Here is a 12,499-nt window from a genome sequence, read left to right on the forward strand (position 1 = left end):
TCGTAAAGGACGCGCAAGGGCGTACCGTGATGGACGTCCCGCTGACGGGAGCCGTGACGGCCTCGGGTCTCTTCTGAAGGATGAGCGGCTACCGCCCTGACGCTGCACGAGGAGATCGCCGCGCTCACCGGGTTCGACATCTACTTCTGCGACCCACACTCGCCCTGGCAACGCGGCACGGACGAGAACACCAGCGGGCTGCTACGTCGGTACTTCCCCAAAGGCAGTGACCTGGCACGCCACAGCATTGAGATCATCCGCTCGGCTTACCACAAGCACGCCGAGGACGACGACCACAGCCAGCCCCGGGCCCTGTGGGAGAACGTCCTCTCGGACACCGACCGCGCCCACCTGATCAGCAACATCGTCGGCCACGCGGGGGCCCGTTCGGGTCACCAGGTCACCAGGTCACCAGGTCACCGGTAGGCGGTGGATGCCGTAGACGAGCGCGTCGGTCTTGAACGGCAGGCGCTCCACGGGCTCCGCCAGTGCGAGGGTCGGTACGCGGGCGAACAGCGTGTTCAGCACGATCTCCAGCTCGAGCCGGGCCAGGTTCTGCCCGAGGCACTGGTGGATTCCGAAGCCGAAGGCCAGATGGTGGCGGGCGCCGCGGTCGACGTCGATCCGGTCCGGCCGCGCGAACACGTCCGGGTCGTGGCCGGCGGCCGCGGCCGCCACGATGACGCCGTCGCCGGCGCGGAAGGCGATGCCGTCCAGTTCGAAGTCCTCGACGACCACCCGGGAGGTGGCGTTGTCGACGACGGAGTGGAAGCGCAGCAGCTCTTCCACCAGTTGCGGGGTCTGTTCAGGCCGCTCCCGCAACCCGGCCAGGATGGGGGGATCGTCCAGCAGCGAGGCCACGCTCAGCGAGATCATGTTGGCGGTGGTCTCGTGGCCTCCGACCAGCAGCAGGAGACCGATTCCTGTCAGGGTCTCGCGGTCATAGGCGTCGATGTCGCGGTATTTCGCGATCAGCCGGCTCAGCAGGTCGTCGCCCGGCCTGGCCTCCTTGCCCGCGACCAGGTCGCTGATGTACCCGCGCAACCACAAGGCGGTGTCGCGTCGCTGCTCGCTCGTCGAGTTGCGGCTGAGGATGATCGTGGTTCTGCTCTGGAACTGGCCGCGGTCGGCGTAGGGCACTCCCAGCAGTTCGCAGATCACCAGCGAGGGCACGGGGAGCGACACGGCCTCCACCAGATCGGCCGGCCGCGGTCCTGCCAGCATCTCGTCGATGGCCCGGTCGGTGATGCGCTGGATCTCCGGCCGCATCTGCTTGACCCGCCTGACCGTGAACTCGTTGGTGACCATGCGCCGGTGCCGTGAGTGCTCCGGCGGGTCCATGGCCACGATCGTGCCCTTGAGCGGCACCGAGGCCACCCCGGGAACCAGCTGCGGGAAACCGGGGTTCGCGCGGTTGGAGCTGATCTTGTCGCTGGACAGGAACGCCCGCGCGAGTGCGTGCCCGGTGATCAGCCACGCCTGCGTGCCGTCCTGCAGGGTCACCCGCGAGATCGGCGCCTCCTGCCTGAGGTGTGCGTACTGCGGCGGCGGGCCGAACGGGCACGAGCGCGGCATCGGGTATGCGGGGGCGGTCTGAGCGGTGGAGCTCGTCATGATGTCACCTCTCGAAATAAGAAACCCTTGGTTTCTTGTCCAGACGATAAGCTCGGCGACCAAGAAACGCAAGGTTTCTTGGGGAGCCGTGATGCCGAACACACCGAGGACGGACCCGTCCGCCGCCGAGACCATGTCGCGCCGCCGGGGCGCCGCGCTCGAAGACGCCATCCTCGACGCGGCCCGCGACGAACTGGCCCAACTGGGATACGCGAAGTCCACGATGAGCGGCATCGCGAACCGGGCCGGCACCAGCAAACCCGTCCTGTACCGCCGCTGGAGCAGCCTGGCCGAGCTGGTGCTCGACACGCTGGGGAGGCGGTTCGCGGACGTGCCGGTGCCCGACACCGGCGATCTGCGCGACGACGTCCTGGCCCTGTTGCGCCAGGCGCGGGCCACCCTCGCCGGCACCAGCCGCGACACGGTCACCGGACTGATCGCGGACACGGTGCACGATCCGCGGCTGGAACAGCGGCTGCGTGACCTCATCGCCGGTTCGGCCCTGTCGGACGCCATGTCCACCGTTCTGGAGCGCGCGGCCGAGCGTGGCCAGATCCCGCCGGGCCCCTGGCCGCGACGCGTGATCACGCTGCCGATGAGCCTGCTGCGGGACGACTTCGTCGTCTTCGGGGTCCGGCCGTCGGATGCCGACCTGGTCGCGGTCACCGACCAGGTGTTCCTTCCGCTCCTGGCCGCCCATCGCGAGCGCCGGGAGTGACCCGTCAGTTCTTGGCGAACGCCTCGCGGCGGAACCACCGGAGGAACGTGGGGTTGCCGACCGTGGTGATGACGCTGAGGGTGGTACGGACGTAGCGGTCGTCGTCCAGGAGGGCCAGCATGCTCGCGGCCAGGTCCGTCCGGGAGGTGAACCTGGCGTCGACGTGGCCCTCAGCGAGGATGTAGTCGGTCACCGACGGCAGATGGTAGAGCCCGCTGGGACGCAGGATCGTCCAGTCGAGATCGCTGGCGCGGACCAGCTCCTCCATCCGCCGCATGTCGTCGTACAGCGGCCTGCCCAGCACTCGCGTCACATAGGGCAGCACCACGCGGTTGAACAGGAACCCGCCCTCCGAGTACGGCCGCGGATCGACCCCGCTGGAGCTCACCACGGCGAGCCGGCGCAACCGGTGCCGTCGCATGGCGGCGATGATGTTGGCCGCACCTTGTGAGTAGGTGGTGATCGGTTTCTTCCCCAGCGGCACTCCGAGCGTCGACAGCACCGCATCCCGCTCCGCCACGGCGGCGTCGACGGCCTCTGGATCGTGCACGTCGGCGCCGATGACGTCGAGCCGTTCATGGCGCAGGGGAAACGAGCGTGGCTGCCGGGTGATCGCGGCGACGTGGTGTCCGGCGGCGAGCGCCCGGCCGGTGAGGAGCCGGCCGGTGGGGCCGTTGGCACCGAAGACTGCGATACGCATGACCAGGGTCCTTCCGTACGTGAAGTCGTGGTGCCCGCCCACAGCCGGCGGCGTGTGCCTCCGAGGGACGGGCGCCTCTCCTTCAGGACGAGATGGCCGGGTCGCCTGTGACAGCCGGTTGCCGCGTCACCCCACGGGCGGACCGTCGGCCACCGCGGAGGAGTAGTCGAAGAGCAGGTCGTCCGGCACGTCCGTCGCGGTGCTGATCGCTTGCAGATGAGTGGTACGCAGCATCGGCAGATTGGCCTCACCATCGGGACCGCCGGTGCGCCCGGTGCCGCCGTCGACGGGCAGCACCGGGACGGGGCCGAGATGGCTGTCGTTGACCTTCAAGGTGCCCCCGTTGCGCACCTCCGTCGCGAAGGCGGCGATGACGGCGGGATCGGTGGCCCATAGGGAGTTGCGCAGCCCGTAGCGGTTGGCGTTGAGGAAGGCGATCACGTCGGCGACATGGGGAGGGTCGGCGATCACCGCGGTCAGCAAGGGGCAGAAGGTCTCCTCGCGTGCCGCGCGCAGCGTTCGTGCCTGCTCCAGCCCGTCCACCTTCAGCAGGGCGGGCCGGATGAACGGCCCTCGCGCGCGCGGCACTCCGTGGACGTCGACGAACTCCCCGCCGGTCACCAGCGTCGCGCCCGCACCGACCGCCTCCACGACGACCTCGGTGAACTCCGCGCGCCGCACGACCGGGCTGAGGATGACGTCAGGACGTTCCGGGCGCCCCACGGGCAGCCGTTCGATCTCCCTCTGCAGCCCCTTGAGCGCCTCATCGGCGATCTCGGGGTGCAGCACGGCGCGGTTGGGAGTCAGGCAGATCTGTCCGGAGGCGTAGAAGGCCTCCAGCATGGCCCTGATCGCCAGGTCCACGCGAGCGTCCCGCCACACCACCACGGTGTCGTTCGCCGACAGTTCCAGGACCGCCTTCTTACCGTGCCGCAAGCACTCCGCGGCCAGCTCCAGCCCCCGGCCGGACGGGCCGAAGTAGTAGATGTCGTCGAGGTCCGGGCTGGCCAGCCACTCCGGCACCACCTCCCGCACGGGAGCGCACAACGCGCTGAACACCCGGTCATGGCCGGCCAGCAAGGGCGCGATCAGCTCATGGCAGACGAACGCCGCGCTGAGCGGGGCGCTGGGCGGCAGATCGACCACGACCGCGTTGCCCGCCGCCAAGGTCATCACCGCGGAGAACACCAGGGTGGCGGCGGCCGCGTTGCGGGCCGGGATCAGGCCGACCACGCCGTCCGGCTTGCGTACCAGCTCGATCCTGCGGCCGTTGACCCGGTGGTCGCAGCTCATCGACCCGGCCGCGACGGTGACGGTCCTGGGGTGCACCGCCGCCAGCATGGTGGCGATCTCCATCCGCGCGACGCGTACCGGATGGCCCTCCGCGACCAGAAGGTCCAGCAGCTCATGCCGCCGGGCGCGCAGCACCCGGTGGAAGGCGGTCACGAAGCCCACGCGCTCGGCCATGGGCACCCTGCCCCAGGCCGGCTGATGCGCGCGGGCGGCGGCCAGGGCCTGGCGCCGCTGGCCGGGGCTGCTCAAGGCGACCCTGCCGACCAGGGACGGGTGGGTGAGCGCGTCGGGGCCGGCCTCGCCGGTGTCCAGCGTCGCCTTCAGCGCCGCCATGTCGTACGGCGCCTCCAGCATGTCGCCGACCCGTACCCAGTGCACCCATCCGACGCCGTCCGCCGGGTGACCCCCGACCAGCGACCGGTAGCTGCGCAGCACGCCCTAAACCCTCCCGAACAGCCAGTGGCCGAGCGCGTCGGCGTTCTCGTCGGGGTTGCTGTAGTAGTCGCGCATGGCGGCCAGCAGTTCGGTCACGCTCAGGGAGCCGCTGCCATCGGTGTCGAGCTTGCCGAAGGCCAGGTCGGCGTTCTCCACGGAGGTGCGCATGATTTGGTGAAACGCGGCGAACTCCGGGCGGCTCACCGTGCCGTCTCCATCGGTGTCCAGGAGCCCGCACAGCGCCTCGGCCATGGGCAGGAACGCCCGGTCGAAGCCGGTGGGATCCTCGACGAACGCTCGCGTCATGCCCGTGCGGTATTCCTGCGGAGTGAGCCGTCCGTCGCCGTTGACGTCGGCGGCCGAGCACAGCGCCTCCCAGAACCGGACCATCCCGGCGGCCATGGCGGTCGCCTTCGGCGAGGTCGGCGACTCGCCGAACTGGGCGACCAGGCGCGAGCCGAGCCCGAGCAGGTCGTCGCGTTCGACCGTGCCGTTGCCGTCGACGTCGAGATGCCCGAAACAGGTGTCGATCTTGCGGGTCATCAGTTCCAGGGTCCGCATGTCCTGCCTTCCGTCGGCGACCGTCACGCCGGTTACCTGAGGCAACCAGCCGTACGCTCTCAGTATTCTTGCGGTCACCGAGAGTGAAACCTCTGGTGATGCTGGTGTCTCCGCCCGGCCAGCATCCCCTTCTCCTCGGAAAGAGTCGTCAGAAGACCTTGGCGATGTCCCTGGCTCGCGCGTCGGCGGCGCAGCGCGCGTCGTCCCAGTCGCCGGTGAGGGTGGGGTGGAACCGTACCTCCTGGATGTCGGTCAGGCCGGTCCAGCGCAGCCAGTCGCCGAAGAACGTCGACTGATGGTCGGTGCCGAACTCCGGGCCGAGCCGCGGCCCCCAGACCGCGCTCGTGTAGATGACGGCGACCCTCTTGCCACGTCCCGCGAGCCGGGGGCCGTAGCCGGTCACGGGGTCGACCGTGAAGATCCAGCCCGGCTGGCTGACCACGTCGACGAACTGCTTGAGCACGTACGGCACCGACGCGTTCCACATCGGCACGCTGAACAGCAGCCGGTCCGCGGAGTCGAACCTTTCGAACGTCCGCCGCGCCTTCGCCCAGGCGTCGGCCTCGGCACCCCGCGGCTCGTTCCCGCCGAACACCGTCATCTTCGCCTTGGCGCCGACGGCGAAGTCCGGCAGCGAGCCGTCCCACAGATCCCAGTGCTCGACCTCATCGCCGGGATGGGAGTCCTGGTACGCCTCCGTGAACACTCGTGCGATCCGCAGCGACTCCGACGCCTCGTCACGTGGCGAGGCGGAGAGGTGCAGCAGCTTGCTCATGGAACTACCTCCAGAAGTGAATGCGGACTGCAGTCCGCTTGATGCCCGGAAATATACGGACTCTAGTCCGATTACGTCAACCAACGGGCTTCGAACTGGACTACAGTCGGACCCATGAACGACGCCGTCGCATCGCATCGAAGGGATCTGCCCCTGCTGTCCGGCGGGGTGCCGCAGGAGCGGGCGGACGCGGCTCGCAACCGGATCAAGGTGCTCGCCGCAGCGGAGCGGCTGTTCGACACCCTTGGGGTGGCCGCGGTGAGCATGGACGACGTCGCCGCGGCCGCCGGCGTCGGCAAGGGCACGCTCTACCGGCGCTTCGGCGACAAGTCCGGCCTCGCGGCGGCGCTCCTCGACGAACGCGAGTCCGAACTGCAGACCGCGATGCTGAGCGGGCCGCCCCCGCTGGGCCCGGGTGCGCCACCCGCCGACCGGCTCGCCGCCTTCGCCGCCGCCTACCTCGCCTACGTCGACGCCCACCTCGACCTCGTGACGCTGTCCCAGACCGCGAGCGCCGGGGCGCGGCTCCGTACGGGCTCGCACCGGTTGTGGCAGCACCACTGTGCGATCCTGCTCACCGCCGCCGGCGTCCCGGATCCTCAGATCCGTGCCGACACGCTGCTCGCGGCCCTGACCGCCGAGCAGGTCCGCCACTGGCGCCGGGACGAGAACCGGCCCCTGCCCGATCTCACCGCCGCGGTCGTAGCGATCAGCCGCCGCCTCGCGACGGTCTGACGTCCGCCACCTGCTGTCACTGGCCGCAGGCCGTGGGGCAGAGCTTGGCCTCGGGGTCGCGGGGTTCGTTCAGGAGAGGCTGGGGCTTGGACTTCAGGTGCTGGTCGAGGAAGGCCGCCACGTACGTGCGGGTCAGCTCGGCGGCGCGGGCCCCGGGCAGCGTGCCGTACGCCGGCGTGAGGCCGAGGGCGCTCGCCAGCAGCGGGGAGTCGGTGAAGGACTGGTGGTCGGCGCCGGTCAGGACGATCCAGCGTTTCCAGCCGGTCAGCAGCTTCCAGTCGCGGTCCCACGAGGTGTCGGGGCCGCCGGGGACGTGCTGGGCCGAGCCCAGGAACAGGAACGGGCGGGAGAGCCCGCTTCGAGGGATGCGGGCGTAGGTGGTGCCGTCCATGTCGATGCCGGCCCGTACCCGGGGGTCCTGGACCATGGCCGCCAGCGCGCTCGCCCCGCCCAGCGACTGGCCCACCATGGCGATCTCGGAGCGGTCGATCCTGGCCCACTTCGCGGGCAGGTGGTCGAGGACGAAGGAGACGTCGGCCGCCCTGACGGCGACGGCACCCGTACCGAAGCCCGGGTCGTTGTCGCTGTCGCAGGCGAGGCATTCGGCGATCCGGCCGCCGGCCAGGGTCGTGGCGTGGCTCTCGTAGGGGTGGTCGATACCGGCCACCACGTACCCCCTGCTGGCCAGGTCCTCGGCCAGGGAGGTGAGCGTGCTGACGGGGTTGGTGAAGCCGGGCGAGAGCACCACCAGCGGGAACTCTCCTCCGGTGGGCCGGGCGTTCTTGACGGCGTGCGTTCGGGTGCTGCTCAGGGCGCCGGGCGGCACGCCCGCGATCCGCTTGCCCGCCAGCAGGAGCTCCGCCTCCTGCCGCGTCATGTACGGCGCCGGCGGGCCGTCCTTGCGCGCGGCCGGGTACCACAACGTGACCTTGAGTTCCCTGGCGTTCGCGTCGAGGTTCCAGGGGTCGGGGCGGGAGGTGTCCTTGAGGTGGAGTGCGGTGGTGCCGACCGGGTGGGGGCCCGTCGGGGCGGGCAGGGCGGCGGGGCCTGCCGGGGTGGGCGAGGGTGCGGCGGAGCGGGGCGGGGCGGGCGGGGAGCAGGCGGTGAGGACGGCCAGTCCTGCGGCGACGGCCAGGAGAGGTCTCATGGGAGAGGTCCGTTCACTTGTGCAGCAGGGTCAGGGCCTTGTCGAGGGCGGGGTCGCGTCCTGCGGCGGCGTCCTGCGCGGTCAGGGGGACGTGGTGGTCGGGGGGCACGCCGATGCGGTCGATCACCTCGCGGTTCGGCCCCAGGTGGTGCCTGGTGGGGAAGCTCAGCAGGGTGTTGTTGCTCAGCAGGTACGGCTGCGCGGGGCCCGAGATCACGCCGGCCGTCCTGGTGCCGATCAGCAGGCCGGCCCGCAGATCCTTGATCGCGGAGCTGAAGTGCTCGCACGCCGAGGCGCAGCCGCGGTCGGTGAGCACGGCCAGCGGGAGGCCGACCAGTTCGACGGTGTCGTCGGTCCGTGAGGTCTCGCACTTACCGGCCACCGTGCACTGGTAGGCGGTGGCCTCGCCATGGACGAACGCGCTCACCAGCCTGGTCGCCTCCAGCGGGCTGCCGCCGCCGTTGCCGCGCAGGTCCAGCACGACGCCTGACAACGTCCGGCCCTTGCGCAGCCGGGAGATCGCCCGCAGGACCCGGTCCGCGGAGTCCGGTGGGAAGCCGCGCATCCGGACATAGGCGATGTCGTCCAGCGGCTTCGACTGCACCACCTGAAGCGTGGCCAGGTCCCGCTGGAAGAGGCCGGGCTTGAGCGTCACGCTCCAGCGACGGTTCTCGCGCAGCAGCCGCAGCAGGACGGGCCGTGCCTCCGGGTACCGCGGATACAGCTCCTCGATCGCCGGACTGGCCTTCCCGCCGATGAAGGGCGCCGAGCCGTTGATCTCCTCGATGACGTCGCCGGGCCGGAGACCGGCGGCCCGCGCCGCGCCGCCCTGCACGGCGGTGACGAACAGCGGCGGGAGGGCGGCGTCCGGGTTGCGGGCGTTCGCCTCGAGGCCCAGGCCGTAGCCGTCGCCGTCGTAATAGCCGGGCGGCCGTGCGCCGCCGTGCGCCCAGCGGGCGTGGTTGTCGCCGAGTGCGGCCACGACGGCCTCAAGGGTCACGGCGGCCAGCCTCTCCCGCAGGTCCGGCACCTGGTCGGCGACCTTGCGGTAGGTGGTCTCGAAGGCGGTCCAGTCGGTGGCGCGGTCGCCGGTCAGCGGCGGCATGACGGCTTCCGGTACGTCCTTGCCGTTGCGGTTCAGCTCCTGGGCCAGGGCGGCGAATCCGGCGGTGAGCAGCGTGCGGGCGTCCAGGGTGGGGCCGCTGTAGTAGGTGCCGAGTATGCAGAAGTAGGCCTGCTCGACGACGTCGATCGTGGTGGGGGTCTCCGCGGCGGGCGGTCCCTTCGGGGCGGAGCAGACCGTGCCGGCCGTTCGGCTCGCCTGGCTGCGCGGCGGCGTGGGGGCCGAGCAGCCCGCCGCCAGCAGGACGGCCACCACGGCCACCACGGCCGTCACCATCCTCACCGTCATGACGGGCGCCTGCGGATCCACCAGAAGGACACCCATGCCAGGACGAGGGTGAGCAGGGCGTACATGCCGGTCTCCATCCACTGGAACGGCCAGAAGCGCTCCAAGGGGTGGTACGTCGCCCTCTGCCGGTAGCCGAGCCGGTTGACCTCGGCCATGCACGCGCCCAGGACCGGTGATCCGGAGGGCGCGCATGGTCCGGACGTCGTCGAGACCTTGACGACAGCCATGCCCGACTCGGAGCCGGTGATCGTACGTCCGGACGGATCTACGAGCTCACTGGACAGGACCCAGGCCCCGGCGTATCCCGGCACGGCCGCGTTCAGACTTATCTCGATTTGTCCGCCTTTATCGCGATTTATCCCTACTCCGTCCACGTTCGCCTGGCTGAGCTCGAACGTGCCCGTGACCGGGGACATCAGGTAGGGCCGTACCAGCAGCGGCATGGCGAGCTGGAGCGCGGCGAAGATCGCCAGGGTGAGCGCCATGGCGGGCAGGGTGCGGCGTACCAGCATGCCCACGGACACGCCCAGCACGAAGGCGAACGCCGCGTACCCCATCGGTGCGATGCCCCGCGCCCCGAACGCCAGCGGCGCCATCAGCGCCAGCTCGTCCGTGGCCGACCTGTCCAGGGGGCCGGACCACCAGGTCACCACGAGCCCGCACAGGCCGGCGGCGGCGATCGCCACCAGCCCCGTGAGGCCGAGCTTGACGGCCAGCCAGCGGGTGCGGGTGATGCTCTGGTTCCACACCAGCAGGTGCGTGCCGGTCTCCAGCTCGCGGCTGATCATCGGGGCGCCCCAGAACAGCCCGACCACGGCGGGCAGGAGCAGCGTGATGAGGCTGACGGCCATGAAGGGCATGTCGTAGGTGTCGAAGAAGCGGTCGTAGAAGCGGCCGCAGGTGTCGTCCTGGGTGCAGGCGGCGATGCCGGCGGCGTACTCGGAGGCCAGGCCGGGGCCGGTCACGGCCAGGACGATGGCGAGGACGACCAGCAGGGCGGCCATCATCGCGGCCGGGCCGCGTAACTGGCGCCAGGTCAGCCAGATCATCGCTGCACCTCCAGGGCGACGTGCGGGTGCTCAGCGGTGCTTTTGTCCATGTACGCCAGGACGAGGTCTTCCAGGCCGAGCCGGCTGACCGTCCACGCGGGGTCGTGGACCGGGGAGTCGGTGCGGATCACGTACGTGCTCTGCCGCTCGGTGTGGCGCGCCGAGACGACGTGCTGCCCTGCGGGTAGCCGGCCGGGGTCGCGGCGCGGGCCGGTGAGCCGGTGATGGGTGGCCAGCAGCGCGTCCACCTCCCCGGCGACCCGCACGCGCGATTCCACCAGCACGATCAGGTAGTCGCAGGTGCGTTCCAGGTCGGAGACCAGGTGCGAGGAGAGCACGACGCTGACCTCGTGCTCGACGACGGCCTCCATGAGATGCTGCAGGAACTCCCGGCGGGCCAGCGGGTCGAGCGAGGCGACGGGTTCGTCCAGGATCAGCAGCTCGGGCCGCTTGGCCAGGCCCAGGGTGAGGGCGAGCTGGGCACGCTGGCCGCCCGACAGCCTGCCCGCCCGGTGAACGGGGTCGAGCCCGAGCCGCCCGATGCGGTCACGCGCCATGGCCGCGTCCCAGCGAGGGTTGAGCCGCGCGCCCAGCCGCAGATGATCGGCGACGGTCAGCCCGGCGTACACGGGAGTGTCCTGGGCGACGAACCCGACCCTGGCCAGTTGCGCGGGCGTGCTCGCGGGCCGCCCGCCGAGCACCGTGATGCCGCCCGCCGTCGGCTCGAGCTGGCCACAGGCCAGCTTCAGCAATGTGGACTTACCGGCTCCGTTGGGGCCGACCAGGCCGGCGACGTGGCCGGCGGGGATGTCGAGCGTGCACTCGCGCAACGCCCAGCGCCTGCCGTATCTCCTGCCCAGACCCTGGGCTTGCACGACGGAAGTCACGCCATGTCCTCCGATCAGCCGTCCCGGCTTTTCTCCATTTATCTAGACTCCTAGTACTTTAGGCTTCTAGATGTGAGCGGAACATAAGAATCGCCCGCAGCGGGCCCTGCTTGACGGCGAACTCTTCAGCGACGCTCGCTCACTGGAACTGCTCACCGAGCGGCGCAACCGGCTGCGCGACATCCCCATCCTCCGGTACGGACGGGGCACCATTCCCTTCCGGTTCATGGCGCGGTGCCTGAGCGGCCGGCGGGCATCACTGCCCCCTGCCGGTGCTCTTCAGAGGCGCGGCGCCGAACGCCGGTCTGAACGGGTGTCAGCCGGTACGACGTGGCACCGGGCAGGCCACCATCCCGCCCCAGCTCCAGCCGCCGCGGTCACCGACGGCAAGCGAGGCGGGCGAATGACCTTCGCGCCCGTCCGGGGCACGGCTACGTTACCTTTGGCTGCTGTGATCAGGGCCGTGGTCATCGACGTGGACGACACGCTGTGCCTCACCGAGGCGGTGTGTTTCGAGCTGGAGAACGAGGTGCTGAGACGCATCGGCCGGCGGCCGATGTCGCGGGCCGTGCACCTGTCGACCTGGGGCATGCCCTTGCTTGATGCCATGCTCGAGCGCTCCCCCGGCCTGGACCTGCAGGACTTCACGGCGGCATACCGTCTCGTGCTTGGCGACTACGTCCGATCTGGCCGCCTGGACGTCATCACGCCGGAGAATCTCGCCGCGCTCGACGTCCTGCTGGCGGAGGGACGTCGCCTCATGCTGCTGACCTCGCGTACCGAAGCCGAGATGGAGCATCTTCTCGCTCCGGAACACGTGCTCGCCGACCGGCTCACCGCGGCCTACCACGCAGACAACACGCCCTTCAGCAAACCAGACCCCCGCGCCTTCACCCCGCTCCTCGCCGACACCGGGCTGCGGCCGGACGAATGCGTGTACGTGGGAGATTCCCCGAGCGACGGGCAAGCGGCCAACGGCGCCGGCTTACACTTCATCGCCTGCCTGCACAGCGGCATCCGCCGGCCTCAGCACTTCGCCGGCTGTCGTGTCGACGCGTTCATCGACACCTTCCCCGACGTGGTCGGCGCCGTGGCGAATCTGGAAGGAGCGCTGCGCGGGCCGTGATCCCCCGCGCCCGGGGCAGACGTCATGCAGCGGCGTGACCGGCGTCGG

General features: G+C 70.5%; 12 protein-coding genes and 1 pseudogene. 4 read left to right on the forward strand and 9 right to left on the reverse strand.

What is annotated here, in order from left to right; genetic code table 11:
* Positions 1-105: 105 nt before the first annotated feature.
* A pseudogene (locus tag ACFFR3_RS50235) lies at positions 106-426 on the forward strand (catalase-related domain-containing protein); the annotation flags it as partial.
* Here the strand turns inward: ACFFR3_RS50235 and ACFFR3_RS09430 are convergent.
* Positions 409-1,614, reverse strand: coding sequence for a cytochrome P450 (locus ACFFR3_RS09430; protein ID WP_379482947.1), 1,206 nt, complete (start codon positions 1,612-1,614; stop codon positions 409-411). The pseudogene ACFFR3_RS50235 and the gene ACFFR3_RS09430 sit on opposite strands and share 18 nt — an antisense overlap.
* Positions 1,615-1,705: 91 nt before the next feature.
* Here ACFFR3_RS09430 and ACFFR3_RS09435 point away from each other — a divergent pair, with 91 nt between their 5' ends.
* Positions 1,706-2,332, forward strand: coding sequence for a TetR/AcrR family transcriptional regulator (locus ACFFR3_RS09435; protein ID WP_364379231.1), 627 nt, complete (start codon positions 1,706-1,708; stop codon positions 2,330-2,332).
* Positions 2,333-2,336: 4 nt separating this feature from the next.
* Here ACFFR3_RS09435 and ACFFR3_RS09440 read toward each other — a convergent pair whose 3' ends face one another.
* From ACFFR3_RS09440 to ACFFR3_RS09455, 4 genes are all read right to left on the reverse strand, one after another.
* Positions 2,337-3,032: an NAD(P)-dependent oxidoreductase gene (locus ACFFR3_RS09440; RefSeq protein ID WP_345407952.1), complete on the reverse strand. Its 696-nt coding sequence runs from the start codon at positions 3,030-3,032 to the stop codon at positions 2,337-2,339.
* Positions 3,033-3,158: 126 nt separating this feature from the next.
* Positions 3,159-4,760: an aldehyde dehydrogenase family protein gene (locus tag ACFFR3_RS09445; protein WP_379482948.1), complete on the reverse strand. Its 1,602-nt coding sequence runs from the start codon at positions 4,758-4,760 to the stop codon at positions 3,159-3,161.
* A 3-nt stretch (positions 4,761-4,763) separates the two neighbouring features.
* Positions 4,764-5,321 carry an EF-hand domain-containing protein gene (locus ACFFR3_RS09450; protein WP_345407958.1) on the reverse strand — a complete coding sequence of 186 codons (558 nt, stop codon included), beginning with the start codon at positions 5,319-5,321 and terminating at the stop codon, positions 4,764-4,766.
* A 148-nt stretch (positions 5,322-5,469) separates the two neighbouring features.
* Positions 5,470-6,096, reverse strand: a complete 627-nt coding sequence (locus ACFFR3_RS09455) for an FMN-dependent NADH-azoreductase (RefSeq protein ID WP_379482949.1) — start codon at positions 6,094-6,096, stop codon at positions 5,470-5,472.
* A gap of 114 nt (positions 6,097-6,210) precedes the next feature.
* On the opposite strand from ACFFR3_RS09455, the gene ACFFR3_RS09460 reads away from it, so the two are divergent.
* The gene (locus ACFFR3_RS09460) at positions 6,211-6,831 is read left to right on the forward strand and encodes a TetR/AcrR family transcriptional regulator (protein WP_345407962.1); all 621 of its coding nucleotides are present in this window, start codon (positions 6,211-6,213) and stop codon (positions 6,829-6,831) included.
* A gap of 16 nt (positions 6,832-6,847) precedes the next feature.
* On the opposite strand, the gene ACFFR3_RS09465 is transcribed toward ACFFR3_RS09460, so the two are convergent.
* The 4 genes from ACFFR3_RS09465 to ACFFR3_RS09480 are packed head-to-tail and all read right to left on the reverse strand — an operon-like array spanning position 6,848 to position 11,325.
* The gene (locus ACFFR3_RS09465; protein WP_379482950.1) at positions 6,848-7,978 is read right to left on the reverse strand and encodes an alpha/beta hydrolase family protein; all 1,131 of its coding nucleotides are present in this window, start codon (positions 7,976-7,978) and stop codon (positions 6,848-6,850) included.
* 13 nt (positions 7,979-7,991) lie between these two features.
* Positions 7,992-9,425, reverse strand: coding sequence for a S41 family peptidase (locus ACFFR3_RS09470; protein WP_379482951.1), 1,434 nt, complete (start codon positions 9,423-9,425; stop codon positions 7,992-7,994).
* Positions 9,386-10,438, reverse strand: a complete 1,053-nt coding sequence (locus tag ACFFR3_RS09475; protein WP_345407968.1) for an ABC-2 membrane transporter-related protein — start codon at positions 10,436-10,438, stop codon at positions 9,386-9,388. The genes ACFFR3_RS09470 and ACFFR3_RS09475 overlap by 40 nt, the downstream gene beginning before the upstream one ends.
* Positions 10,435-11,325: an ABC transporter ATP-binding protein gene (locus tag ACFFR3_RS09480; RefSeq protein ID WP_345407970.1), complete on the reverse strand. Its 891-nt coding sequence runs from the start codon at positions 11,323-11,325 to the stop codon at positions 10,435-10,437. The genes ACFFR3_RS09475 and ACFFR3_RS09480 overlap by 4 nt, the downstream gene beginning before the upstream one ends.
* A 463-nt stretch (positions 11,326-11,788) precedes the next feature.
* Between ACFFR3_RS09480 and ACFFR3_RS09485 the strand changes: the two genes are divergently transcribed.
* Positions 11,789-12,451: an HAD family hydrolase gene (locus ACFFR3_RS09485; protein ID WP_345407972.1), complete on the forward strand. Its 663-nt coding sequence runs from the start codon at positions 11,789-11,791 to the stop codon at positions 12,449-12,451.
* Positions 12,452-12,499: the final 48 nt, after the last annotated feature.

Source organism: Nonomuraea salmonea (genome assembly GCF_042428605.1).
Taxonomy (GTDB): domain Bacteria; phylum Actinomycetota; class Actinomycetes; order Streptosporangiales; family Streptosporangiaceae; genus Nonomuraea; species Nonomuraea salmonea.

Excerpts from the sequence above, each read along its gene's own strand:
- ACFFR3_RS09470 (WP_379482951.1), bottom strand. The coding sequence starts at position 9,425 with ATGGGTGTCCTTCTGGTGGATCCGCAGGCGCCCGTCATGACGGTGAGG.
- ACFFR3_RS09465 (WP_379482950.1), bottom strand. The coding sequence starts at position 7,978 with ATGAGACCTCTCCTGGCCGTCGCCGCAGGACTGGCCGTCCTCACCGCC.
- ACFFR3_RS09455 (WP_379482949.1), bottom strand. The coding sequence starts at position 6,096 with ATGAGCAAGCTGCTGCACCTCTCCGCCTCGCCACGTGACGAGGCGTCG.
- ACFFR3_RS09450 (WP_345407958.1), bottom strand. The coding sequence starts at position 5,321 with ATGCGGACCCTGGAACTGATGACCCGCAAGATCGACACCTGTTTCGGG.
- ACFFR3_RS09435 (WP_364379231.1), top strand. The coding sequence starts at position 1,706 with ATGCCGAACACACCGAGGACGGACCCGTCCGCCGCCGAGACCATGTCG.
- ACFFR3_RS09430 (WP_379482947.1), bottom strand. The coding sequence starts at position 1,614 with ATGACGAGCTCCACCGCTCAGACCGCCCCCGCATACCCGATGCCGCGC.
- ACFFR3_RS09460 (WP_345407962.1), top strand. The coding sequence starts at position 6,211 with ATGAACGACGCCGTCGCATCGCATCGAAGGGATCTGCCCCTGCTGTCC.
- ACFFR3_RS09440 (WP_345407952.1), bottom strand. The coding sequence starts at position 3,032 with ATGCGTATCGCAGTCTTCGGTGCCAACGGCCCCACCGGCCGGCTCCTC.
- ACFFR3_RS09475 (WP_345407968.1), bottom strand. The coding sequence starts at position 10,438 with ATGATCTGGCTGACCTGGCGCCAGTTACGCGGCCCGGCCGCGATGATG.